24 protein-coding genes are annotated in these 25534 nt (G+C 61.1%); 14 read left to right on the forward strand and 10 right to left on the reverse strand.

Features of this window, described 5'->3' with window-relative positions:
• Positions 1-63: 63 nt before the first annotated feature.
• Positions 64-837, reverse strand: a complete 774-nt coding sequence (locus tag AC2A6O_RS06380) for an enoyl-CoA hydratase/isomerase family protein (protein WP_498926184.1) — start codon at positions 835-837, stop codon at positions 64-66.
• Positions 838-847: 10 nt separating this feature from the next.
• Positions 848-1474, reverse strand: a complete 627-nt coding sequence (locus AC2A6O_RS06385; protein WP_498926185.1) for a TetR/AcrR family transcriptional regulator — start codon at positions 1472-1474, stop codon at positions 848-850.
• 462 nt (positions 1475-1936) lie between these two features.
• On the opposite strand from AC2A6O_RS06385, the gene hemA reads away from it, so the two are divergent.
• The 10 genes from hemA (at position 1937) to AC2A6O_RS06435 (ending at position 12035) form a co-directional block, all read left to right on the forward strand.
• Positions 1937-3154, forward strand: a complete 1218-nt coding sequence (gene hemA / locus AC2A6O_RS06390) for a 5-aminolevulinate synthase (protein WP_148582820.1) — start codon at positions 1937-1939, stop codon at positions 3152-3154.
• A gap of 467 nt (positions 3155-3621) precedes the next feature.
• Complete coding sequence (locus tag AC2A6O_RS06395) at positions 3622-4356, forward strand: DUF1194 domain-containing protein (RefSeq protein ID WP_498926186.1); 735 nt, start codon at positions 3622-3624, stop codon at positions 4354-4356.
• A 148-nt stretch (positions 4357-4504) separates the two neighbouring features.
• The gene (locus AC2A6O_RS06400) at positions 4505-5752 is read left to right on the forward strand and encodes a cation:proton antiporter domain-containing protein (RefSeq protein WP_498926187.1); all 1248 of its coding nucleotides are present in this window, start codon (positions 4505-4507) and stop codon (positions 5750-5752) included.
• A 53-nt stretch (positions 5753-5805) separates the two neighbouring features.
• Positions 5806-7416 (forward strand): glutamate synthase-related protein, encoded by a 1611-nt coding sequence (locus tag AC2A6O_RS06405; protein WP_498926188.1) that lies wholly within the window; start codon positions 5806-5808, stop codon positions 7414-7416.
• A 29-nt stretch (positions 7417-7445) separates the two neighbouring features.
• Positions 7446-9422 (forward strand): thiamine pyrophosphate-binding protein, encoded by a 1977-nt coding sequence (locus AC2A6O_RS06410; protein WP_498926189.1) that lies wholly within the window; start codon positions 7446-7448, stop codon positions 9420-9422.
• Between the two features lie 163 nt (positions 9423-9585).
• A complete protein-coding gene (locus tag AC2A6O_RS06415) occupies positions 9586-9807 on the forward strand; it encodes a hypothetical protein (protein ID WP_062487206.1) in 222 nt (73 codons plus the stop codon).
• The gene (locus tag AC2A6O_RS06420; RefSeq protein ID WP_498926190.1) at positions 9804-9971 is read left to right on the forward strand and encodes a hypothetical protein; all 168 of its coding nucleotides are present in this window, start codon (positions 9804-9806) and stop codon (positions 9969-9971) included. The genes AC2A6O_RS06415 and AC2A6O_RS06420 overlap by 4 nt, the downstream gene beginning before the upstream one ends.
• Complete coding sequence (locus AC2A6O_RS06425; protein ID WP_498926191.1) at positions 9968-11035, forward strand: Rieske 2Fe-2S domain-containing protein; 1068 nt, start codon at positions 9968-9970, stop codon at positions 11033-11035. Before AC2A6O_RS06420 ends, AC2A6O_RS06425 begins: the two co-directional genes overlap by 4 nt.
• Positions 11032-11793, forward strand: coding sequence for a hypothetical protein (locus tag AC2A6O_RS06430; RefSeq protein WP_498926192.1), 762 nt, complete (start codon positions 11032-11034; stop codon positions 11791-11793). The genes AC2A6O_RS06425 and AC2A6O_RS06430 overlap by 4 nt, the downstream gene beginning before the upstream one ends.
• Positions 11790-12035, forward strand: coding sequence for a hypothetical protein (locus AC2A6O_RS06435; RefSeq protein ID WP_498926193.1), 246 nt, complete (start codon positions 11790-11792; stop codon positions 12033-12035). Before AC2A6O_RS06430 ends, AC2A6O_RS06435 begins: the two co-directional genes overlap by 4 nt.
• A gap of 86 nt (positions 12036-12121) precedes the next feature.
• Here AC2A6O_RS06435 and AC2A6O_RS06440 read toward each other — a convergent pair whose 3' ends face one another.
• From AC2A6O_RS06440 to AC2A6O_RS06475, 8 genes are all read right to left on the reverse strand, one after another.
• Entirely contained in the window at positions 12122-12916 is a 795-nt protein-coding gene (locus AC2A6O_RS06440; protein WP_498926194.1) for an alpha/beta fold hydrolase, read from the reverse strand.
• Entirely contained in the window at positions 12913-13974 is a 1062-nt protein-coding gene (locus AC2A6O_RS06445) for a branched-chain amino acid ABC transporter permease (protein WP_498926195.1), read from the reverse strand. The genes AC2A6O_RS06440 and AC2A6O_RS06445 overlap by 4 nt, the downstream gene beginning before the upstream one ends.
• 15 nt (positions 13975-13989) lie before the next feature.
• Complete coding sequence (locus tag AC2A6O_RS06450; RefSeq protein ID WP_148582829.1) at positions 13990-15018, reverse strand: branched-chain amino acid ABC transporter permease; 1029 nt, start codon at positions 15016-15018, stop codon at positions 13990-13992.
• On the reverse strand, positions 15015-15740 hold the full coding sequence (locus AC2A6O_RS06455; RefSeq protein WP_148582830.1) for an ABC transporter ATP-binding protein: 726 nt from the start codon (positions 15738-15740) through the stop codon (positions 15015-15017). Before AC2A6O_RS06455 ends, AC2A6O_RS06450 begins: the two co-directional genes overlap by 4 nt.
• Positions 15740-16522, reverse strand: coding sequence for an ABC transporter ATP-binding protein (locus AC2A6O_RS06460; RefSeq protein ID WP_498926196.1), 783 nt, complete (start codon positions 16520-16522; stop codon positions 15740-15742). The genes AC2A6O_RS06455 and AC2A6O_RS06460 overlap by 1 nt, the downstream gene beginning before the upstream one ends.
• Positions 16523-16665: 143 nt before the next feature.
• Complete coding sequence (locus AC2A6O_RS06465; RefSeq protein ID WP_498926197.1) at positions 16666-17865, reverse strand: substrate-binding domain-containing protein; 1200 nt, start codon at positions 17863-17865, stop codon at positions 16666-16668.
• Positions 17866-18332: 467 nt separating this feature from the next.
• Complete coding sequence (locus tag AC2A6O_RS06470) at positions 18333-19394, reverse strand: ABC transporter ATP-binding protein (protein WP_498926198.1); 1062 nt, start codon at positions 19392-19394, stop codon at positions 18333-18335.
• A gap of 27 nt (positions 19395-19421) precedes the next feature.
• Positions 19422-20210, reverse strand: a complete 789-nt coding sequence (locus AC2A6O_RS06475; protein ID WP_498926199.1) for an IclR family transcriptional regulator — start codon at positions 20208-20210, stop codon at positions 19422-19424.
• Between the two features lie 118 nt (positions 20211-20328).
• On the opposite strand from AC2A6O_RS06475, the gene AC2A6O_RS06480 reads away from it, so the two are divergent.
• From AC2A6O_RS06480 to AC2A6O_RS06495, 4 genes are all read left to right on the forward strand, one after another.
• A complete protein-coding gene (locus AC2A6O_RS06480; RefSeq protein WP_498926200.1) occupies positions 20329-21588 on the forward strand; it encodes an ABC transporter substrate-binding protein in 1260 nt (419 codons plus the stop codon).
• Between the two features lie 87 nt (positions 21589-21675).
• Complete coding sequence (locus tag AC2A6O_RS06485) at positions 21676-22593, forward strand: carbohydrate ABC transporter permease (protein WP_148582836.1); 918 nt, start codon at positions 21676-21678, stop codon at positions 22591-22593.
• Position 22594: 1 nt separating this feature from the next.
• Positions 22595-23443: a carbohydrate ABC transporter permease gene (locus AC2A6O_RS06490; RefSeq protein ID WP_148582837.1), complete on the forward strand. Its 849-nt coding sequence runs from the start codon at positions 22595-22597 to the stop codon at positions 23441-23443.
• On the forward strand, positions 23440-25515 hold the full coding sequence (locus AC2A6O_RS06495; protein ID WP_498926201.1) for an alpha-galactosidase: 2076 nt from the start codon (positions 23440-23442) through the stop codon (positions 25513-25515). Before AC2A6O_RS06490 ends, AC2A6O_RS06495 begins: the two co-directional genes overlap by 4 nt.
• The last annotated feature ends 19 nt before the right edge of the window (positions 25516-25534 follow it).

Consider the following 25534-nt stretch of genomic DNA (forward strand, 5'->3'; position numbering starts at 1 on the left):
CTTCGGAAGGTTGAGGCGATCACGTTGGCGATCATCGCTCGAACCTTCAGGCCAGGCCTCTCCTCAAGCCCACTTCCTGGTGAATTCCTTCATCCCCTCGAGCGTGCTCGGACGGGTTACCAACTCCAGAAACCTGGTCTTTTCCTGATCCAGACGCTCACGCACGATGCTCCGCCTGCGCTCGTCCCAAACAGTCTGCCGTGTCGCACGATGGGTCTGCGCGAAGCCAGAAGCGAGTTCCGCGACCCAGCCCTCAACGGTTGCGGCAAGGTCAGCCCCTTGCACGCGGCACTCGGCAAGGTCCAACGCAACCGCATCCGTCGCTCCTATGCGCGTGTTGCGATACTGGATCGCAAGGGCCCTGGAGGGGCCGATCCGTTCCGGCAGCAGCGCAGTCCAGCCGCCGTCCGGCCCAAACCCCACCTGATTGTAATAGGGCTGTACGAAAGCCGTCTCCGACATAGCAACTAGATCCGCCGCCAGCATCAGACCGGCAGAGCCACCCGTCACCGGCCCGTTGACGGCTGCAAGCACCGGCGCCGGAAAGGCCAGCAGGTCAAGGATTGCCTCGTGCAAGCTCCCGACCAGCACGTCGGAATAGGCGTGAAGATCCTCGGCCGACCCGGCATGGTCCATGAAGCTGCCAATGTCACCGCCGGTCGAAAAACTGGTGCCACGGCCAGACAACACCAGCGCAACCGGCTCGGCAGTGGCTGCGGCTGCAAGGGCATTTCGCAGATCGCTGACCAGAGCCGGAACAAGGGCATTGTGCCGCTCCGGCCGGTTCAGCCAAAGCCAGATCGCACCGCCGCGCGTTTCTGTCTCGACGAGGCTCATGACATGCGCCTCAGGGCTTGATGCCGTTGGCAATCAGGTCGTAGGCGCTGGCCACAAGATCGGCAATGGGCTTTTCCGACTTGAAAACCACCAGTTGCTCGCCCAGTGCCCGGGCAATTCCCATGAGCGCCCAGGCGCGGGTTTCCGTGTCGCCTTTCGAGATCTGACCGGCGGCCTCGGCAGCCATCAGCCCCGACCGGTACCCCTCGGCAAATGTCCTGTAGTATTCCTCATAGGCGGCGGGATCGACAAACAGCGCTTCCTGAACGATCCGGTAAAGATCGGGATGGGCCTGGACGAATTCCAGAAACGCCCGAAGACCGGCCTCCTCCGCTTCCAGGCGGTTGTCGATGTCCTGCGTTGCCTCGGCAATCGTATGGCGGACAAGGCGGCCCATTTCCAGAACAAGCTCGGAGAACACCTGCTCCTTGGTGGTGAAGTAGATATAGAAAGTGCCTTGGGCGACGCCGGCCTCACTGGTAATGTGACCGATGGAAGCGTCGTTATAGCCTTTCTCGCCAATCACCCGTTCTGCAGCAGTCAGGATTGCCTTCCTCGTGGCTTCCCCGCGCGCCGTTTTCGGCTGATTGCTCGCACTCTTTTGTGCTGTTTGTGCTTCTGCGGCCGGTTTACCCACCTGCTGTTTCCTCCCAACTCCTGAAACATGAATCAGTATTCATGTTTGACACATGAAAGCAAGAACCTTCTGCACGCAGACCCGCGCGATGGGGCCATCCGGTACCGTCAGAAATCCCGGATCAGTTTGCTTTCTGCGGCGGCGCTGCAAACTTTCCGGCAATGAATTTTGGGTATCCTTGCGGCTCGCCCGAATTCACGAGCGTTTTCCAACGCTGGATTCGCATTGGTTTCTCGGGCTAAACTGCGGCGGCAGAGACTATGGCGATTGGACGCAGCCGTGGTTTTTGACCTTGATCAAGGCCAAAACTTTGAATAGCAGTTTTGAATGGCTATAAGTTAGCTGCTATTCTGGAATCGGACGGAAAGGCTCCAGACGGCAAAGTTGGCCGCGCGGGACGCGAGTTGCGCGGGCAGGAGAGAGGCGCTGGCAAAAAGTGCCCGCGATGAGAGGATCCTGAGAATGGACGTGAACGCGTATCTGGAAGAACGCCTGGGCAAACTGCATGACAATGGTAATTACCGCGTCTTTGCAGATCTGGAACGCCAGGCAGGTGATTTTCCGCGCGCAACCCGTTACCGCGAGGATGGTTCGGTTCAGGATGTGACCGTTTGGTGCTCCAACGACTACCTCGGTATGGGTCAGAACGAAAAGGTCGTGTCCGCAATGCAGGACGTGATCTCCAAATGCGGCGCTGGCGCTGGCGGAACGCGCAATATTTCCGGCACCAACCACTACCATGTTCTTCTGGAGAACGAGCTGTCCGACCTTCACGGCAAGGAAGCGGCTCTGATCTTCACCTCCGGTTATGTTTCCAACTGGGCAGCGCTCGGTACGCTCGCCTCCCAGGTTCCGGGCATGATCGTCTATTCGGACTCGCTCAACCACGCCTCCATGATCGAGGGCATCCGCCACGCCCGTTGCGAAAAACGTATCTTCAAGCACAACGACTATGAAGATCTGGAACGCCAGATGGCAGCGGACGATCCGGACGCGCCGAAGCTGGTCGCATTCGAGAGCGTCTATTCCATGGATGGCGACATCGCGCCGATCAAGGAAATCTGCGACGTTGCCGACAAGTTCGGCGCGCTGACCTATCTCGACGAAGTGCATGCCGTCGGCATGTACGGCCCACGCGGCGGCGGCGTTGCCGAACGCGAAGGCCTGATGGACCGTCTGACCATCATCGAAGGCACGCTCGGCAAGGCTTTCGGTGTCATGGGCGGCTACATCACCGGCTCGAAAACGGTGGTCGACTTCGTCCGCTCCTTCGCGTCCGGCTTCATCTTCACCACCGCCCTGCCGCCCGCACTGGCAGCAGGCGCAACCGCCTCCATCCGGCACCTGAAGGACAGCCCGTTCGAGCGCAAGGCGCACAAGGACCGGGTCGCCCAGGTCCGCGCCGCCCTCGACAAGCGCGGCATCCCGCACATGGAAAACCCGAGCCACATCGTTCCGGTGATGGTGGGCGATGCCAAGAAGTGCAAATGGATCTCCGACATCCTTCTGGAGACCTACGGCATCTACGTTCAGCCGATCAACTACCCGACGGTTCCGGTCGGCACCGAGCGCCTGCGCTTCACTCCGACCCCGCTGCACACGGCCGAGGACATCGAACACCTCGCCAGCGCGATCAACGACCTGTGGTCGCAGTGCGCACTGGCCCGCGCTGTCGCGTAAGCGCTGGAAAAAACAGATCCTGCAAAACCCGCTTTCCGATGGAAGGCGGGTTTTTCTTTGACCGTTTTCCACCGTGGTTATCCCGTGACTTGAGCACGAGTTCCAAGCCTTTGCAGTTCCTGTGAGCGATAAAGCGCACCGGCATGGACTACAGGATCGAGCTTCCATGATTTGTCGCCCCGGTTTGATGCGTCAGCAGCAAGACCGGGACCCAGTACGCCGTGTCGTTCGAGGCAAAGACACACTCTCAGCCGGTTACTGGATCTCTGCCTGCGCAGGGATGACAAGTTGCCATTACCTACGGGCAAAAGTCTGTGTCGAGGGTTTTCGCGAATACGAGTGGGCGAACCGTACAAGAGGTGTGAAACCAACAACGAACGTCTCGACGCGGCCATCGTCCGCCCTGCCCTTTTCCCATCCCCGCCCTAGCTACTCTCAGATGCCTTTGCCATGGGGAGACGGTTGCGATGCGGATAATCCTTGCTGTTGTTGTCTGGTGCCTGGCCCTGATCCCGCCTGCTTTTTCGGAAGAACTCGACCTGGAACTGGTGCTCCTGGCGGATGCGACGGGATCCATCGATGAGGCAGAAATCCAGTTCCAGCGCAAGGGATATGCTGACGCGATCACGGATCCGTCCGTGCTGAATGCCATATCCAGCAATATCTACGGCAAGATCGTCGTCACCTATGTCGAATGGGCCGACGTGCACTCCCAGGATGTTGTCGTCGACTGGACAGTCATCGACGGACCGGAAAGCGCCCGGCAATTCGCGGCGGAGCTTATGGCGGCCCCGCGCCGCGCCTATGGGCGCAACGCCATCGGCGCCGCTCTCCTGAAGGGCAAGCAACTGATCGACGGCAATGCCTATGCGGGCCTTCGCAGGGTGATCGACCTGTCCGCCGACAGCGCCAACAACTGGAACGGACCGACCATTCCCGAAGCCAGGGATATCGTGGTGTCCTCCGGGATCGTGATCAACGGGTTGGCGGTTCTGTGCCGGCATTGTTCCGGGCGGCCGATAGCCTACGATCTGGAACAACGGTTCTACCAGACCATCATCGGCGGACCCGCCGCCTTCGTAGTGACCGCTGACAGTGCGCAAACCTTTGCCGACGCCGTGCGCAAGAAACTGATCCTGGAGATTGCCGCCAAACCCTCTGACGCGCAGCGTATCCTGAAACAGTTGGCAGCCTTGCAGTAACCGTGAAACGGCTCTTGCACGGACCTTTCCAGTTGCATTTTCGCTTTTGGCAAATCACGGCTGTCACACAAGCGCGTCATCGCATTATGATTTGAGACGACAGCCCAAGCTATCCTAACGTCACTGCGTGCAAGGGGGAAATCGTTTCATGACAACCGGCCTGTTGCTTCTGGCACTGTTTACGGTCAGCTACACACTGCTGGCCAGAACACTGTCCAACGGCATATTGACGGCGCCGATCCTTTTCATCGGCTTCGGTTACCTGATGGCGCAGACCGGACTGATGCCCGGTACCGACGCGGAACGCCTGCTGCACATCGTTGCCGAACTGGCTCTCATCGTCCTTCTGTTTCTGGACGCGGCACAGATCAACCTTCAGGCCCTGCGCCATCGCCACCAATGGCCATTGCGCATGCTTGCCCTCGGCCTGCCATTGGCCATCATTATCGGCACACTGGCCGCAATACCCTTTCTGAGCGGTGAACCGCTTATCGTCGCAGCCCTTGCCGCCGCGCTACTCGCCCCGACCGATGCCGCGCTCGGCCAGGCGGTCATCACCAACAAGGCGGTGCCGGAGCGGGTAAGACGGGCTCTAACGCTGGAAAGCGGTCTCAATGACGGGCTGGCGCTGCCGGCCGTTCTGCTGTTCGCGAGCCTTGCCGGCGAAATGATGCAGCCGGGCGCGACAGACTGGCTGATGTTCGGCGCCAAGCAGCTGCTTCTCGGCCCGCTGGCGGGCGCAGCTCTCGGCGCGCTGGGTGGCGTCCTGTTTCTGACAGCCAAACGCCGGGGCATGACCACCGACACCATCGAAGGCATCGGCGCCATCGCCATGGCCTGCGGTGCATATCTTGCCGCTGACGAAATCGGCGGCAACGGCTTCATTTCAGCGTTCGTTGCAGGCCTCTTCTTCGGCAACGTCATCAAGGGCCAATGTGCCTTCATTTACGAATTCACCGAAAGCGAAGGGCAGATGCTTTCCTGGGGCGCGTTCTTCCTGATCGGCCTTGCCCTGGTGCCAGAAGCCATCGCGCACCTTGATGCCGGCAGCCTGACGCTCATTCTGGTGAGCCTGTTCGTGGTGCGCCCGCTAGCCGTCTGGCTCTCGCTTTCCGGGACGGATGCCGCCCCGCTGACCAAGCTCTTCTTCGGCTGGTTCGGCCCGCGCGGACTGGCGACCGCCCTGTTTGCGCTTCTCATCGTTGACCAGATCGATCACGCAATCGGCCAGCAGTTGCTGAACCTGGCCGTCAACGCGGTCTGGATCAGCGCGGTCCTGCACGGCATCACGGCCGTGCCTTTTGCAAGGTGGTACGCGGCCCATATGTCCGGCCAGGACGATGCCGCGGAACTCAAGGCGATGCCCGCCATGCGGCCGGAGGTAACGGCAGACTGAAGTAAGACAAATCCGATAGCCAAGGCGTAGAGCGCCAGTAGCCGGGGGAAGACATGACAAGACAGGTTGTTGCCAAACTCAGCGAACTGCAGGACAGGAAACCGCACTACGCCCTCGTCACCGATGTCGACCTTGTGGTCGTCCGCTTCGACGACGACATCTCCGTCTTCTACGGCCGCTGCCTTCATCGCGGCGCGCTCATGTCCGATGGCTACGTCAGCGGCAACAATCTCATCTGCGGCGTCCATTACTGGGACTACCGGCTCGACAGTGGTGTGTCCGAGTACAACAACTCCGAGGCCCTGCCGAAATTCACGAGCTGGGTTGAAGGCGACGATGTGCTGGTGGACGCGGACGAAGTCGCTGCCTGGGCACAGGAAAATCCGCAACCGTTCAACCGCGAAAGCTATCTTGGGCTTTATGCCGACACCAGCCACGGCACCGAGGAAGAACCGTATAATAGCCTGATCCAGCAATATGCCCGCGATGGCCTCAGCAAGACGGGACATCATGGCCGTGTCGACTCCATGGGCGTGCCGCGCAACCAGTTGCCAGACTGGGACGACATCCAGATCCTGACGGCTCAATTACAGAAATTCCCGCTTCTGGAGGACGAGCCGGTCGGCACCGATGTGGTGGTTGGGCCGAACGCCCAGAAGCCGCTGAGGCTGAAGATCCCGCTGCTTGTGTCCGATATGAGCTTCGGTGCCCTGTCGGAGCCGGCCAAGATCGCCCTTGCGAGAGGCGCAGAGCTTGCGGGCACCGGCATCTGCTCAGGTGAAGGCGGCATGCTGCCGGAAGAACAGCAGGCCAATTCAAGGTATTTCTATGAGCTTGCCTCGGCCCGTTTCGGCTTTGCCTGGGACAAGCTCGACAAGGTTCAGGCGTTTCACTTCAAGGGCGGCCAGGGCGCCAAGACCGGCACCGGCGGCCATCTGCCCGGAGCCAAGGTCAGGGGCAAGATTGCCGAAGTGCGCGGTCTTGAGGAAGGCGAAGACGCCATCTCGCCGCCCCGTTTTCCGGACTGGACAGAGCTCTCCCAGATAAAGGACTTTGCCGACGAAGTGCGCACCCGCACCGGCGGCATCCCCATCGGCTACAAGCTGTCGGCCCAGCACATCGAAAACGATATCGATGCGGCGCTGGAAGTGGGCGTCGATTACATCATCCTCGACGGCCGCGGCGGAGGCACCGGGGCCGCGCCGATCATCTTCCGGGACAACATCTCCGTTCCAACCATCCCCGCCCTCGCCCGCGCCCGGCTGCACCTGGACAACTCGGGACGGCCGGACGTCACGTTGATCATCACCGGCGGCCTGCGCAAACCGGCCGATTTCATCAAGGCTCTGGCGCTCGGTGCCGATGCTGTGGCGCTTTCCAATTCGGCCATGCAAGCCATCGGCTGCATAGCCATGCGAGCCTGCCAAACCAACAATTGCCCAGTCGGGATCGCCACCCAGAAGCCGCATCTGGTCAACCGGCTGGAAATCGAAAAATCCGCCCGCCAGCTCACCAACTTCTTCGAGGCCTCGGTCGAGCTGATGCAGGTCATGGCGAGGGCCTGCGGCTATTCGCACCTGAACCAGTTCGCTCTGGAAGACCTGACAACCTGGAAGCGGGAAATGGCCGAGCTATCCGGCGTTGCCTATGGCGGCATCGCCTGACCGGCGCGTTTCTTGAGGGAGGAAGACCAATGGACGCTCAGGATCTCGACTGGATCAAGGTGGGACACGTCAACGATCTGCCGCAAGGCCGGGTAAAAACGGTGACGGCCCGAACGACATCGATCTGCCTGTCGCATTTCGACGGCCAGTGGGCCGCCATGGACAACCATTGTCCGCATCAGCGCGGCCCGCTGGGAGAAGGCTCCATCGAAAAGGGATCGGACGGCAAATGCTGGATCCGCTGCCCCTGGCACGGGTGGGATTTCGACCCGCTGACGGGCGCTCCTCCCGGCGGTCATGAAGACAGCGGCCAGAAGCTCTATCCCCTGCGGATCGAAGGCGACGAGATTTTCATCGGTCTGGAACCGGAGCCGCCCCATGAACGCACAGTCACCGACGTCATGGCCGAAACGATGGTCAACTGGGGCGTCAAGCGTGTCTTCGGCATGGTCGGCCATTCCAACCTCGGCCTTGCCGATGCCATCCGCCGGCAGGTCAACACGGGCGCATTGGGCTATGTCGGTATTCGCCACGAGGGCGCCGCTGCCTTCGCCGCCTCCGCCTATGGCAAGTTGACCGGCAAACCGGCGGCCTGCCTCACCATTGCCGGGCCTGGTGCCACCAACCTTCTGACCGGTCTCTGGGACGCAAAGGTCGACCGGTCTCCGGTTCTGGCCCTCACCGGTCAGGTGCAGACCCAGGTGTTCGGTCCGGGCGCCTTTCAGGACATTGATCTGAAATCCGCGTTCGAGGCCGTCTCCAAGTTTTCCCAGCCGGTACTCAGCACCTCCAACCATGCCGAGCTGATGTCGCTGGCCTTGAAAACCGCGCTGGTGGAGCGGGACGTTGCCAACCTGATTTTCCCGGACGATGTCCAGACCAATCCGAGCAGCAAGGACGCCGGCAAACCCGAGGGCCGCCTTGGCGGAACCACCATCACGCCCTCCGGTGAAGACCTTGCCAGGGCCGTTGAGATGATCAACACGGCCAGACGCCCGGTCATTGTGCTTGGCTATGGCGCCAAGGATGTCCGCGACAAGGTCATCGCGCTTGCCGAGAAGATCGGCGCGCCGGTTCTGACCACCTTCAAGGGCAAGGGGCTGATCCCCGACACGCACCCGCTGGCAGCCGGCGTTCTTGGGCGTTCCGGAACCCCGATTGCAAGCTGGTTCATGAACGAGGCAGACCTGATCCTCTCGCTCGGGTCGTCCTTTGCCAACCACACCGGCATTGCCCCTTACAAGACTATCATCCAGGTGGATTTCGAGCGCATGCAGCTTGGCAAGTTCCATCCTGTGACCTTGCCCGTGTGGGGCGAAATCGGCACCTTCTGCGAGGCGATTGTCGATCAGGTTCTGAAACCGGCCGATGCCCCCGACCAGGCAAGCGAACTGGTGGAACGCTGGACGATCTGGCGCGCGGAAAAGGAACACCGCCTTTCTGAGGACAGCGGCAAGGGCATTCACTCGGCGGCCGTCTTCAAGGCGTTGAGCGATCTGTGCCCACCGGACGCGATCCTCCCGGTCGACGTCGGCAACAACACCTATTCCTTCGGCCGCTATTTCGAACCTTGCGGACAACGCATCCTAATGTCCGGCTATCTCGGCTCCATCGGCTTCAGCCTGCCCGCGGCCCTGGGCGCCTGGAGCGCGACCCAGGATTTCGAGGAATTCCACGGCCGCAAGGTGATCTCGATTTCCGGAGACGGCGGCTTCGGCCAATACGCCATGGAGTTCACCACCGCCGTCAAATACGGAATGGATATAACGCATATCCTTTTGAACAATTCAGAGCTCGGCAAGATCTCCAAGGAACAACGTTCCGGCGAATGGCCGGTCTGGGAAACGAACCTCACCAACCCGTCCTTCGCCGCCTTCGCGCGCCTCTGCGGCGGGCACGGCCACAGGGTGACGGAGGCTGCCGAACTGAAAGACGCCATCACGGATGCCATCGCCCATAACGGCCCCTCACTGGTGGAAATCATCACCGATGCGGATCTGGTGTGATGGGGTTTCAGGATGAGACTTGTCATCCCTGCGAAGGCAGGGAGCCAGTAGACACCGCCAGGGGTTTGTTGCGACACTTCATCGTCCGCAAATACTGGATCCCGGCCTCCCGCTACGCTTCAGCCGGGATGACAAGGAGTGGACAGGACGCAGGGGGAGCACGATGCAAACAGCAGCCATTCTGATTGACATCGGAAAATACTATCTCATGGCCGGCGGGCTGGTCGCGGCACTGTTTCTTGTTATCGGCATCGACCGGGTGGAACCGTCCGCACGCGGATCTCACGTGTTCCGGCCCTTGCTCATTCCCGGCATCTGCCTGATCTGGCCTCTGGTGCTCTATCGCTGGTACGTGCTTGAAAAACACGGGGAGGCTGGCCGGTGAAACGTGCGCATCGCAAGGCTCATGCCCGTATCTGGACCATCCTTGGCCTGCTCCTGCCGCTGGTTTTCTTCACCATTCTGGCCATGCGCCAGTCGCCCCCCGCGGACAGACCGGCTGTGCTGATAGAGGCCCCGGCAGAAAGCTCCGGGGAGGCAAGCCAATGAGCGTGCAATACACACCGGTCATCTGGAACCGCAACAAGATGGTCTATGATTCCGTCCTGCTGATTGCCGTCGCGCTTTATCTTTACGTCTTCATTCGTGTCGGCCCGTTCTACGAGGACGTCACCCGGCCGATTGACGGGGCCATCCTGAGGATGCGCGCTTTTGGAAGCTGTGCCTTCCTGATGCTGACGGTGATCCTGTGCATCGGGCCACTGGCCCGGCTCGACAGGCGCTTTCTGCCGCTGCTCTACAACCGCCGCCATTTCGGCGTGATGACCGCCGGTATTGCTGCCGTTCACGCCAACTACGTGCTCGGCTGGTATTTCAATTTCTCGCCGACCGACCGCTACATTGCGCTGCTGTCCTCCAACACCAGCTACGGACAGATCCTCGGCTTTCCCTTCGAGGCCTTCGGCATTGCCGCGCTGTTGATCCTCTTCGTGCTGGCCGCCACCAGCCATGATTTCTGGCTCAGCTTTCTGGGAGCGCCGATCTGGAAGGCGCTGCACATGTTCATCTATGCCGCCTATGCTTTCGTCGTGCTGCATGTGGCGCTCGGTGCATTGCAGGGATCGTCCGATCCCATCTTCACCGGCATGGTTGCGGCAAGCGTTGTCCTGGTCTCCGGCCTTCACTTTGCAAGCGGGCATCTGGAAGCCAATCGGGAAAAGGGCGATGCAACGGCAAAGGCTTCGCTGGAGGAAGCCGGCTGGGTTGTTGCCGGAGAGGTGGACGAGATCGACGACAACTGTGCCAAGGTCGTGACCCTGAGCGATGAGGAACGTGTCGCCATCTTCAGGTATGACGGCAAGCTATCCGCCGTCACCAATGTCTGCGCCCACCAGAATGGCCCGCTTGGCGAGGGCAAGGTGCTGTGGGGCTGCATCACCTGCCCCTGGCATGGATACCAGTACAATCTGGCGGATGGGTGTGCGCCCGCGCCCTTCACCGAGAAGATCGCCACCTACAAGCTGAAACTGGTCGGCTCCACCGTTCTTCTGGACCCGAAAGCCCTGCCGCCCGGAACCTATGTCGAGCCGGTCGTGATCGGAGGTGCGTCATGAGCTGGAAACAAACCAAGGCTGCGCCGTTTTTCGTCGGTTATCTCAACAAGGTGCCAAAACCGCTGGTCGCTTTTGTCGGCGTCTTCTCCCTGTGCTTTGTCGCAGGGCTTGGCCTTGCGGCCTTTGCCCTGTCCTCCACCCAGAACGACCCGGGCAACGGTGCGTTTCAGTGGGGCAACCGGTTCGAACAAACTGGCCTGCTGGAACTGCGCCCCTATCCGGTGTTCCGCCTTCCCGCCGATGGCGACACCCCTGCCCGCACTTACATGCTGGCCGGTCAGGGCAAACGTGGTGTGTTCGAACAGGCGGAAGCCAATCGCGAGACGCCGGTGACCTTGCGCGGAGTGCCGGTAAACCGGGGCGACCTGACGATGATCCAGGTCGGTCAGGTGGAAGCTGCAACGAACGCTGCACCCGGTTTCAATCCAGCCGAACCGGTCTCGCTCGGTCGCTGGAAGCTGACCGGCGAGATCTGCGACGGCAAGTGCTACGCGGGCGCCATGCGCCCGGGCCGGGGCCTTGCACACAAAGCCTGCGCGGATCTCTGCCTCACCGGCGGCATTCCCCCGGTCTTCGTCTCGTCCGGACCGGTCGAGGGCCGCTCCTTCTTTCTGATGGCCGGCAAAGACGGCCAGCTTCTTGGCGAGGCCATTGATCCACTGCTGGCGCTTTACATCGAGGTCGAAGGCGAGGTCGAAAAACTGGACGACCTGATGGTCTTCAAGGCGGACCTTCTGACCGCACGGGTGCTGAAATGAGCGACCATCCGCAGAAGCCTCTCTGGCAGACCATTGTGATCTCACTCATGATGACGGCACTCCTCGCCACGATTGCCTGGGCCGTCTGGACCTACGCGAACAAAGGCGTTCAGGAATTCGCGCCCGGCTCGTTCCTGCGCGATTTGCGCTTCTTCATCGGGCTGCTCGCCGTGTTTCTGGTGCTGAGCGTGCTGGACCGTATAGTCGAGTTCCTGAAGGCGAAACTGGGCGGCGGGCACTGACTGGAAGCCTATCTGGATGGCCACTCCAGTTCCTGGTCCTGCCACCAGCGCTTCAAACTTGAAGACATGGCGGCCTGCTTATCAATTCAGCCCTTCACCAGCTCCCGCAGCAGACTGTTGAACTTTTCCGGCTCTTCCATGTGCGGCGCATGGCCCGATGCTTCATAGCCGTGGAAGTGGAAATCCGGAACATTGTCCGCGTGCCAGCGATGCACGCCCGGGCCGTAGAGTTGGCTGCGCAGACCGGCGACCAGATGAAACGGCACGGGAAAGGCTTTCAGAAGCGGGCGGAAATCCTGCGCCGTCAACGAGGCCCACATTGGCTTCAAAAGCACGGGATCGGCCGCGGCAATTTCAGTGCGGGCAAGCGCTTCGGCAGCCTCCGGCACCGGCAGACCTTCCGCGAAAAGCCTTCTTGCAATCCGGGCGGGTAACCGCGCCCAGTCCGCGACGATGGCGTTCAGGAAATGACCGTTGAGGTCTGCATTGAGGCCGTTCAGCGTGCCATTCTGCCAGTCCCGATCATTGAGCACCTTTGGCGTCATGTCGATGGCAACGAACTGGGAAATTCTCTCCGCGCCATGGCGCTCGATCATCGCGTAGGACACCAGTGCGCCCATGGACCAGCCGCACAGGATCGCATCCGTCAGGCCACGTTCGGCAAGGGCCGCATGAACCGCATCGGCAGCCGTCTCGATCGTCAGGGGCAGCCGGTCGGCCGTTTTGCCATGTCCCGGCAGGTCCGGAACGATGCAGCGGGCATCTGCCTTGAGCGCATCGACCTGAGCATCGAAGAAACCGCCCGGACAGGACCAGCCGTGGATCAGCACCAGCGGTCTGCCCGTTCCCTCGTCGCGGATGTGCATCATATTCCCGCTCACGCACGCCCTGCCCGTAACCGTCCGACAATGCCCGTCGGGAAAAAATAGACCGACAGAATGAAGAGGACACCCAGCCACAACAGCCAGCGTTCCGGCGCTACCAGCGTCGAGACCACCGGCACCGCGCTGGTCGCCTCGGCAGCAACCCCCATCAGATTGTGCAGGTAGGTCTGCGCCAGAATGAACAGGGTTGCCCCGAGCACGGCCCCGTAGAGCGTGCCCATGCCCCCTATCACGACCATCAGCAGAATGTCGATCATGATCTCCATGGAGAGCGTTGTCGCCGGGCCGGTGTAGCGGAGCCAGATGGCCAGAAGAGAGCCGGCAAGCGCTGCCATGACTGCGGACAGAACGGTGGCTGTGGTGCGGTACCAGACCACGCGGTAACCGATCGCTTCCGCCCGGAAGGCATTGTCGCGCACCGCCTTCAGCGTACGCCCGAAGGGGGAATTGACGATGCGCAGCATGACCAGGAACAGAATTACAGCGGCGAAGAACACCAGATAGTAAGCCAGGATCTTGCCGTTGATGCTGACGTCGAACACCTTGGCCTTGATCAGCTTGAAAGCCGGCGTCAGCTCGCGTGGGATCTTGTAATTGAGCCCGTCCTCACCGCCTGTCAGCCACGACATCTGCGACACCAGCACGGCAAAGGCGCTTGCGACCGCCAGCGTTACCATGGCGAAGAAGATCGCCTTCACCCGCAGCGAAAACAGCCCGATGGCCAGCGCAAACAGCGCCGCGACACCAGCTCCCGCCGCCGTGCCCCAGACCAGGGCTCCATAGCTCGGCCCGGTGGTCGAGAGCGCCAGCGCGGTGCCGTAGGCCCCGATGCCGAAGAACATGGTGTGCGCGAAGGAAACGATGCCGGCATAGCCCAGCAGCAGATCGTAGCTTGCCACCAGCACGATGAAGATGCAGATGCGCGCAGCCGTCTCCAGCGATTTGGTACCGGGAAAGAGAAACGGCGCGAAGGCGAGCGAGATCAGCACGATCAAAAGCAACGCGGTCAGAAGACCGCTGCGCGGTGTGTCGCCGGAAAGAAGTCTGGTCAGCATTCTCTTCTCCCGTCCCTACTTCGCCTTGACGACCGGATAAAGGCCCTGCGGCCGCCACATCAGCACCGCAACCATCAAGGCGATGGTCGAGATCAGCGCCACCTTTGGCGCCAGAAAAGCGGTGTAATTGGCGAGCAGCCCCACCAGCATGGCCCCGATGAAACAGCCCTCGACCGAGCCGAGCCCGCCGATGATCACGACGATGAACACCAGCACCATGATCTCCGAGCCCATGTGCGCGGTAATCGTTTCCTGATAAAGGCCCCACATGACGCCGCCCAGTCCGGCCAGCGCCGATCCGGTCATGAACACGATCAGGAACAGGCGGCGAACGCGGTAGCCCAGCGCTTCGACCATCTCGCCGTTCTCCACCCCGGCCCGCACCAGCAGGCCGATCTTGGTGTTCTTCAGGATGTGGCGCATCCCCAGGAACAGGGCGAGGCCGATGCCCACGGCCACCAGCCGGTATTTCTCGATGGCCGCTTCGCCGATCACCAGCGATCCCTGCAAGGCTTCCGGCCGGGACATGTGCAGCTCGTCCGGGCCCCAGACCACATAGATCATCTGCTGGGCGACGATCAGCCCGCCCATGGTGACAAGGATCTGCTTCAGGTGTTCGCCATAGACCGGCATCACGATCACCCGTTCGAAGGCAAGGCCAAGCAGGCCGGTGACAAGCATTGCTGCAAGGATCGCGACCAACACGGCAGTCAGGTTCATGAACACGCTTGGCGAAGCCGTCCAGCCTGCCAGCCAGGCCAGAACCGTGAAGCCGACGAAGGCCCCGACAGCGACAAAGGCGCCATGACCGAAGTTGATCACGTCCATCAGCCCGAAGACCACCGTCAGGCCAGACGCCATGATGAAGATCATCATGCCCATGGCAAGCCCGGCCACCGTCAGCGTCAGCCAGCTTGCCGGATTGCCGATGGCGATGAGGCCCACAGCGGCCAGCACCGGCACCAGCAGCACCGGTAGTTTCTGGGCAAGCTGTTCTTTCAGCGGGATTTTCTCGATCCGCGGTTTGATCGCCGTCTCGCTCATTGATGTGCCTCCAGGCTCAGTCCCATGAGTTTTTCCTGCAAGGCCACATCCGCCACCAGCTCGTCCATGCGTCCGGAATGAATGATGCGGCCATCATCCATCACCGCGACCGTGTCGCCGATGCTGGAGGCCATGGCGAAATTCTGTTCCACCAGCAGGATGGTGGTGTCGGTTTCCTTCAGTTCCTTCAGCGCGTCGGTCATCGCCTTGATGATCGCCGGGGCGAGACCCTTGGTCGGCTCGTCGATCAGGATCAGCCGGCGCGGCTCGATGATCGCACGCGCCACGGACAGCATCTGTTTCTGACCACCGGACAGCGTGCCCGCGGAGGAATTCCAGAAGTTGCCGATCGGCGGAAACAGCTCCTTGATCCACGCAAGACGCTTTGGGTCCATCGGCCCGTTGGCTGCGGCCAGGATCATGTTTTCGGCAACCGTCAGATCGGTGAAGATGCCCATGTCTTCCGGCACCAGGGCGATCCCCCTGCGAGAGATTTCCGGGGTCGATAGCTTCGTGATCACATGATCGCCAAACCGGATACCGCCCTGGCTCGCGGTCCAGAGCCCCATGATCGTCCGCAAGGTGGTGGTCTTGCCCGCACCATTGCGGCCGAGCAGAACGGTCACGCCGCCCTCCGGCACTGCAAGATCGACACCCTGCAAAATGTGATAGGGGCCGATATGAGTATGAACGCCGGACAGGGTAAGCAGGTTCTCTGCCATCACGCAGCCTCCCCGGACGAGGCCGGCGCCTTGCCGAGATAAGCCTCCTGCACGATTGGCAGAGCAATCACCTCCGACGGTTCTCCATCGGCCACTAGTGCCCCGTTGTGCAGAACGATGATGCGGTCGGCCAGGGTGCGGATGACATCCATCTTGTGTTCCACCAGCAGAATCGTGCGGTCCATGTCGCTCTTCAGTTTCTTGATCAGCTCCAGGATCACCGGCACTTCATCGACGCTCATGCCCGCGGTCGGTTCGTCGAACATCAGCACCTGCGGGCCAAGGGCGATCAGCAGCGCCACTTCCAGCTTGCGCTGGTCGCCATGAGGCAAGGCGGAAACGGTCTGGTCTGCCTGATCGCTAAGCCGGACCTCCGCCAGCACATGGTCTGCCCGCTCCAGAAGCTCGACATGGCTTTCGGCAACGCTGAAGAGATCGAAGCCCTTGCGGGCCTTTGCCTGCGCCACCAGGCGCACGTTTTCGCGCACGCTCAGGGTTGGGAACAGATTGGTCAACTGGAAGGCGCGGCCGATGCCCCTGTCCGTGCGCTCGGGCACCGACAGTCTGGTGATGGCCTCGCCGTTCAGGAGCACCGACCCGGCGGTTGCGCTCAACTGGCCGGATATCAGGTTGAAGTAGGTGGTCTTGCCGGCGCCATTCGGCCCGACGATTGCCGTCAGCGTGCCGCGCTCGAACGCGCAGGAAACGTGATCGACCGCCACATGGCCACCGAAGCGAATGGTCAGGTCTCTCGTTTCCAGAATCGGGTGTTCCTTGGCCACGATGCGCGTTCCCAGGTTTGAAATGTCGCGAAAGCTGTATCGGAAATGTGCCCGGCCGAACGGGCGTCTCGCCAGCCGGGCACTTTATTGGTTCTTGGGGCCACGCAGGCGAAGCACAAGGCTCCGCCGCGTCTTCGCAAGGCTTACTGGTTGCGCACCGGGATGTTCATGTCCTCTATTTTCAGTTCGCGCACCAGCTCCGGGATGCCCCATTCGACATCCGGGTCGACCTTGATCTTGAAGTGATACATGGATTGCAGAGCCTGGTGATCTTCCGCACGGAACATCATCTTGCCCTTCGGCGTTTCGAACTCCATGCCTTCCATGGCGGCAATCAGATCCTCAGTCTCCGTGGAACCCGCCTTGCGGATCGCCTCGACAATGGCGATACCGGCCGACATGCCACCTGCGGTGAAGAAATCCGGCGGTGCGTCAAAGCGCTTCTGGTGTTCTGCCACCAGCCAGTCGTTCACCGGGTTCTTCGGGATCTCGTAGTAATAGTAGGTCGCCCCTTCCATGCCCGGCAGTTCCTTGTAGGCCGCCATGGCCGCCAGGATGTTGCCGCCCGTGGCAATCTCGACACCGAAGCGCTCCGGTTCCATTGCCTTGATCTTGCTGATCGGATTGCCGCCACCGGCCCAGATCACGAACAGGAACTTGCGGCCCGGCTCATCTTTCAGGGCATCGAAGACGCGCTGTGCGTTGGCGGTGAAATCCTTGGTATCGGTCGGGGCGTATTCCTCGAACACCAGCTTGGCTCCGGTGCCTTCCAGCGCTTCCTTGAAGGCGGCAACGCCGTCACGGCCAAACGCATAATCCTGGGCCAGCGTCGCGATGGAGACGCCTTCCTGCCCGAGTGCAACGGCGTTGGAAATCGCGTCCTGGGATGAATTGCGCGAGGTGCGGAAGATATAGCGGTTCCAGTTTTCGCCGGTGATGCTGTCGGCCACCGCCGGCTCCACCAGCAGCACCTTCTCGTATTCTTCGGCGACAGGCAGCATGGCCAGCGCAACACCGGAGGAGACAGGGCCGACGGCGATATCGACTTCATCGTCGCCATAAGCTTCCGCCAGCGCGGCCTTGCCGATATCCGGCTTCAGCTGCGTGTCTTTCTCGATGACCACGATCTTGCGGCCGTCGATTTCCATGGTGCCGTCAGTGGCATATTCGAGGCCCATCATCAGGCCGGTATGCGACTGTTTCGCATAGGCCTCCAGGGCACCGGTCTTGCCGTAGACGTGGGCGATCTTGATATCGTCGGCCTGGGCGCCGGCAATTCCGGCAGCCGCCACACCGATGCCGGCCACAAGCGGCACGGCCCAGCGAAAAACGCGTTTCGTCATGAATTCTCCTCCCGTTGCGCGAAAGGCCGAAAACCTGCCGAGCCGCTCCCACGACTTCGGACAGGGCAACATCATCGCCTGACGCGGCATCATATGACACCTGAATCAGTATTCATGTCAAGGCAAGATACGTGTTCAAATCAGCCGCCTCACCGGCCTGGCCGTGGGTGAGCGCAAATGTTGACCGAGACCGGAGACTGCTGCGGCGGACACAAACGCATAGCTCCACGAGCGGCGGCACGATCCATAACGGTCATCTCCATAAAGGATGCCTGAGGTATTATGATGACAGAGGGAAAAGAGTGGAGCCGACTGGCGAGCCGTCGAATGTGTTTAAGAGCAGCCCAGAGACGCGCCAAAGGCGCGGCGGATATCTGGGTTCCGGATCGGCGTCCGGCTTTACTTCGCTTGTCCGGAATGACGTGCGGGCGGCGGCGGCGGCGCCTCGGCTGACGGCCTCGGCGAGACTACCGCAGCCGCTTCTCCGTCTTCGCATCGAAGAACAGCGCCGAGGCCGGGTCGAAGTCGATGGCAACAAGGCCATCGGAAACCGGGGCATCCTCGCCCTTGGTTTCCACGATCACACGTTCTCCCGTCGGGCAGATGAGATACGAATAGGCGACACCGCCAAGCTGCTCGCACAGATCGACCTTTGCGCCTTCCTGCGCCGGAGAGACTTTCAGATGCTGCGGCCGCAGCCCGACCAGCACCTTTTCCCCCTTGGCCGGCAATGAGACCGATGTCGGCACGGCAACACCGCCGAACGCAGCAATGCTGACAGTACCGTCTCCGGCGACCCCTTCGACAAAATTCATGCTTGGGGAACCGATGAAACCGGCAACGAACCTGTTGTCCGGATCGGAATAGAGCTGCATCGGCGAGCCGACCTGCTCGATAATGCCGCCGCGCAGCACCACGATCTTGTCGGCCAGCGTCATCGCCTCGACCTGATCATGCGTCACGTAGATCATGGTCGCGCCGATGTCCTTGTGCAGGCGGGCGATTTCAACGCGCATGTCGACGCGCAGTTCCGCATCGAGGTTGGACAGCGGTTCGTCGAACAGGAACACTTCCGGCCCGCGCACGATCGCACGGCCGATGGCGACGCGCTGGCGCTGCCCGCCGGAAAGCGCCTTCGGCTTGCGCTTCAGATAAGGGTCCAGCTTCAGGATCCGGCTCGCCTCGGCGACCTTGGACTGGATCTCGGCCTTGGGATGACCGTTCATCTTCAACCCGAAGCCCATGTTCTCCTCAACCGTCATATGCGGGTAAAGCGCGTAGGTCTGGAACACCATGGCCACGCCCCGCTCGGCCGGGTCAATCCTGGTCACATCCCTGCCGCCGATCTCGATCCGGCCGTCAGTCGTCTCCTCCAACCCGGCGATCATGCGCAGGAGCGTGGACTTGCCACAGCCGGACGGACCGACAAAGACGCAGAATTCGCCATCCTCGATCTGAAGTTCCACTCCGTGGATGACTTCCAGATCGCCATATTTCTTGATGGCTTTGGTCAGTGTGACGCCAGACATGTAATTCTCTCTCCCTTGGAATTTCTTTTACGCCGGGAACTGCCAGTCCTCGACCGCCGCCGCGATCTTCGAGGCTGCGTCCAACAGCGCAGGCCGTGCCTCCAGAAGCTGCTCCAGGCTCTTGCGCTGCGTGGAAGTTGTCACGGAAAGCGCACCGACCGGCCGCCCCCTGGATGACAGGATCGGCGCCGCAATGCAGATGATGCCCGGCTCGTGCTCCTCCCTGTCGTAGGACAGGCCCTCTTGGCGGATCTTCTCCAGATCCGCGCGCAGTGAAGCCTCGCTGGCAAGCGTTGCCGGGGTGTATCGATAGAACGACTGCTTCTTCAACACGCGATCGAGCTCAGCCGGCTCCAGGAAGGCCATCAAGGCCTTGCCGACGCCGGTGCAATAGGCCGGGCCAACCTTGCCGGCCTGCGAAAACATGTCGATGGCGTTGGTCGGATTGCGCTTGTCGACATAAAGCACCTGTCCGCTGTCAAGCTGCGCCAGATGTACGGTTTCCCCGACCGCTTCGGACAAGGCGCTGACGAAAGGACGCGCGATTGGCGCAATGGAACTTTGCCGCCAGGCCGCATGTGCCAACCGCACGAGGCGGATACCCAGCGAATAGGTCTGCTGGCGTTCGTCATAGGCAAGCATGCCCTGACTGACGAGGGTCTGCAGCAGCCGGTAAAGGGTCGCCTTGGGATGGGTGCTGTCGGACAGAAGTTCGGAAAAGCGCACAGGCCGGCCGACGGCCGCAACCTTGTCCAGCACTTCCAGCGCCTTGCCGACCGTGCCGTCACCTGTCGATGACCTCTCCTGTTTGTTCATGAGCTCCTCCATCGGCCCGTTTCTTGCGGTCGAGCCTGTTGACAACTTATCGCCATCACATCAGAGTATCAATATACAAAACTAAGTTTCACATAATGGAACAAAAAGGGAGGACACCATGCGTTCCATGCTGAAAACGTCCGTAGCGGCCTTTGCCATGTTGGCAACCGCGATGGGCGCAGCTTCTGCTGACGGCCTGACCGGCAATCTGAAAATCTTTCTCGACACATCGAACCCGGCGCCACGCGCAACCATGGAAGAGATGATCGCGCAGTTTCAGGAGAAGAACCCGGAGCTGACAATCGAGACGACGGTGATCGACCGGGAGGCCTACAAGACGCAGATCCGCAACTTCCTGACGGCAAACGCGCCGGACGTCGCCACATGGTACGCGGCCAACCGCATGCGTCCTTACGTGGAAGCAGGCCTTTTCGAAGACGTGTCGGACCTGTGGGCGGATCCGGCCATCGGCGACAATCTCGCCTCCACCAAAGGCGCGATGACCATCGACGGCAAGCAGTGGGGCGTGCCCTATACCTACTATCAGTGGGGCGTTTACTACCGCAAAGACATCTTCGACGAGCTTGGCCTGTCCGAACCCACCACATGGGAAGAGGAAAAGGCGAACTGCCAGAAGATCCTCGATGCGGGCAAGAAGTGCTACACAATCGGCACCAAGTTCCTCTGGACCGCAGGCGGCTGGTTCGACTACCTGAACATGCGCACCAACGGCTTCGACTTCCACATGGACCTGCTCACTGGCAAGGCCTCCTGGAAGTCCGACGAAGTCCGCAAGACGTTCGCCAACTGGCGCGAACTCATCGACATGGGCGCCTTCATTGACAACCACCAGACCTACTCCTGGCAGGAAGCCTTGCCGTTCATGGTCAAGGGCGATGCAGCCGCTTACCTGATGGGCAACTTCGCCGTGGCACCGCTGCGTGACGCCGGTCTCAGTGACGACCAGATCGATTTCTACCAGTTCGTGGAAATCACGCCGGGCGTCGCCAAGGCCGAAGACGCACCGACCGACACCTTCCACATTCCGGCCAATGCGGAGAACAAGGAAAACGCGCGCGAGTTCCTGAAGTTCGTGGTGTCGCCGGACGTCCAGACCTGGATCAACGACGGCGAGCACCTTGGTCAGCTGCCGGTCAACTCCAAGTCGTCGGTAGACAACGACAAGTTCCTGGAACAGGGCTTTGAAATGCTGTCCTCGAACTCCCCGGGCGGCGTTGCCCAGTTCTTCGACCGCGATGCCCCGGCTGAAATGGCGAAGGTTGCCATGGAAGGCTTTCAGGAATTCATGGTCAAGCCGGACAACCTGGACAGGATCCTGGACCGTTTGGACCGCGCCCAAAAGCGTATCTACAAGTAAGGTCCGCCTGCGCGTGACCGGACAGGGGGCAACCGCTCCCTGTCCTCTTTTCCGGTATACGCCGACGACTCACGAAGAGTTCCGAAAATGGCCCAAGCATCCGTGACCGAGATCCGCCAGAGTTCCTGGTGGCATCGCAACCAGCAGCAGCTTACACCCTGGCTGTTCCTGGCTCCCGGGATCCTGTTTTTCCTGTTCTATGTGATCTTCCCGATTTTCCAGTCCTTCAACCTGTCGCTCTACGAGTGGGACGGTCTGGGCAAGGCGGAATTCGTCGGGCTCTACAATTACGAGGAACTCTACTGGGATGACGCGTTCTACACCTCGCTGAAGAACAACGTCCTCTGGCTGCTGCTCTATCTGCTGGCCATTCCGGCAGGCCTGTTCATCGCACTGTTCCTGAACCAGACCGTCACCGGCATCCGGCTCTACAAATCGCTGTTCTTCTTTCCCTTCGTGATCTCCCAGGTCGTGGTCGGCCTGGTGTTCACCTGGTTCTACGACCCGACATTCGGCCTCCTCAACGTTCTGCTCGGCGCGGTCGGCCTGCCGCCGCTTAACGTTCTGGGAGACGAGAACACGGTCACCATCGGCATCATCGTCGCGGGCCTCTGGCCCCAGACAGCCTATTGCATGATCCTCTATCTCACCGGCCTCAACGCGGTCGATCCGGAACAGATCGAGGCCGGGCGGCTCGACGGCGCCAAGGGCTGGCGCATGCTCTGGTACATCATCGTGCCACAGCTTCGCCCGGCCACCTTCATCGCCTTTGTCGTCACCATCATCGGCGCGCTGCGCTCCTTCGACCTGATTTCGGTCATGACCAACGGCGGCCCCTTCGGCGCCAGTCGGGTGCTCAGCTTCTACATGTTCGAGGTCGCGCTCTCCGAATACGGATTCCGCATGGGCTACGGCGCGGCCATTGCCGTGGTTCTGTTCCTGATCATGCTGGCCTTCATCGCCTACTTCCTCTGGTCGATGTACAAAGAAGAAAAGGCGCGCTGACATGTTCCCGACACCGATCGAACGCACGTCCCGCTCCTGGCAGATCACTTATCAGTCGCTGCTGCCACTGGCGCTGATCCTGTGGCTGTTACCGCTGATCGCGGTCGCCATCTTCTCCGTCAAGCCGGACGCGGATTTCTCCAACGCCAACTACTGGGGTTGGCCGTCTTCCTTTGAAGGCTTCACCAACTACGCGCTGGTCTTCACCGGCTCGGACATGCCGCAGTATCTCCTGAACTCGTTCAAGATCACCATTCCGACGGTCATCGGCGCGGTTGGCCTGTCGTGCATGACCGGCTTTGCCCTTGGAGTCTACAAGTTCAAGGCCAACATCTGGATCTTCTTCATGTTCGTGGCCGGCAACTTCGTGCCGTTCCAGATCCTGATGGTGCCGGTGCGCGATCTGACCCTGCAGATGGGCCTCTACAACACCATCACCGGCCTTGTGCTGTTCCACATCGCCTTTCAGACCGGCTTCTGCACGCTCTTCATGCGCAACTTCATCCGCGCCCTGCCCTTCGAGCTGATCGAGGCTGCGCGTGTCGAGGGCGTCTCCGAATGGCGGATCTTCTGGTACGTGGTTCTGCCGCTGATGAAGCCGGCCATCGCCGCGCTATCGGTGCTGATCTTCACCTTCATCTGGAACGACTATTTCTGGGCCGTGGTGCTGACGCAGGGCGTTGAAAGCCAACCCGTTACTGCAGGCATCACCTCCTTCAACGCCCAGTACCGCGCCGCCTACCACCTGATGAGCGCTGGCTCCATCGTGGCTGCCCTGCCGCCGGTTGCCATGTTCTTCCTGATGCAACGCCACTTTATCGCAGGCCTCACACTCGGAGCCGTGAAATGATCCGCAGCTGGCATCTTGGAGATGACAGACAGAGCCTGGTCCTGGCCAGCTTCGACAACCGATTGCCGGAAGCCGTCTACTGGGGGCCCGCCCTTCCCACTGGCGAAAACCTGGAGAGGCTTTCGGCAGCCACGCTCGCCGATGTCACCGGCGGCATGGTCGACCGCAACGCCGGCCTGAGCCTGTGCCCCGAAGCCTCAGAAAGCTTCCCCGGGCAAACCGGCCTCGCCGCCAGAAATGCAGCCGGCACCCCGCTCATGCCGTCTTTCCGCTTCGAACGCGAAGCCACGACCGAGCATGGGATGACCTTGGTTTTCACCGACAAGGCTCTCGACCTCGGTCTTGTCTTCGATCTGACCCTGACACCGGAAACTTCCCTGCTGAAATTGCAGACACGGCTGGAGAGCGCGGACGAGATAACGGTCGACTGGCTGGCGGCACCTGTTCTACCGGTTCCGGCCCACACCGGTGAGATGATCGAATTCTCCGGCCGCTGGTGCGCGGAATTCCTGACCCGCCGCGTGCCGTTTGCACCCGGCGCTCGCGTCCGCGACAACCGCACGGGCCGCACCGATCATGCGCATTTTCCGGGCCTGATCGTCTGCGGCGCGGGAACGTCCAACACGGCAGGTGAAGCCTTCGCGTTTCACTACGGCTGGTCCGGTGGCCACAAGATGGTGGCCGAGGAACTTGCCGACGGCCGCCGCCAGGTCCAGTTCGGCCACGCCACCGCGAGCCTTCCAAGCGGCCGCCAATTCGTCAGCGCGCCGCTTTATGCCACCTATTCCGCCACCGGCTTCAACGGCGCTGCCGTAAGGTTCCAGCGCCATGTCCGCGATCACATCGTTCAGGCGGCCCGCACGCCGCGCCCGGTGCACTACAATTGCTGGGAAGCGGTCTATTTCAAGCACGATCTTGAAGAACTCAAGGCCATCGCCTCCCAGGCGGCGGACCTGGGCGCCGAGCGCTTTGTCCTGGACGACGGCTGGTTTGGGCGCCGGGATGACGACACCTCGTCTCTCGGCGACTGGGTGATCGACACACGCAAACATCCGGATGGCCTCACCCCGCTGATCGACCATATCAAGGCGCTCGGCATGGAGTTCGGCATCTGGTTCGAGCCGGAGATGGTCAATGAGGACAGCGACCTCTACCGCACTCATCCGGACTGGGTTCTGGGTTCCGCCGACCAGGTTCGCGGACGCCAGCAGCTTGTGCTGGACATGTCCCGCCAGGACGTCCGGGACTATCTTTATGCCCATATCGCCGATGTCTTGAAAAACAACGACATCGGCTACATCAAATGGGACCACAACCGCATCCTGCCCGTCGTCGATGCCCGGCAGGTAGAAGGCTTCTATGAGCTGGTCGACCGTTTGCGGGCAGACTTTCCCGACGTGGAAATCGAAAGCTGTTCTTCCGGCGGCGGGCGCATCGATTTCGGCATTCTGCAACGCACGCACCGGGTCTGGCTCTCGGATAGCAACGACGCGCTGGAGCGCCAGCGTATCCAGCACGATGCCAGCCTGTTCCTGCCGGCCAGCGTAACCGGCTCTCATGTTGGCCCCCGTCACTGCCATACCTCCGGCCGCACGCTGGACATCCGCCTGCGCGCCTGGACCGCGGCTCAACGCCATATGGGCTTCGAGATGGACCCGCGAGAGTTGACAGAGGCCGAAGCCGATACGCTGCGCACAGTGACGAGCTGGTGGAAGGCCAACCGGGACTGGATGATGCAAGCGGATATCCTGCGGCTCGACAGCGCGGACCCGGCAGTGATTGCAGAACAGCAGCTTTCACGGGACGGCAGCCAATTTGTTGCCTTCGCCGCACTGACGCGCCCAAGCGACCAGATCCTGCCGCGCCCATTGAGGCTGACAGGACTGGACCCGCAAGCCAGATACAGGATAAGCCTCGTCAATCGGGACGAAGCACCTGGACTGTCTCGCGGCGCCCCGCTCCTGAAACATCAAGACCTTGAAGCCAGTGGACAATATCTGATGTCCCACGGGCTCACATTCCCCTGGCGGTTCCCCGAAACGGTCTGGGTTGTAGAAGGCAAACGTCTTTGAGTAACGTTACTCAAAACGA

Source organism: Labrenzia sp. ATLA3, from assembly GCF_057180185.1.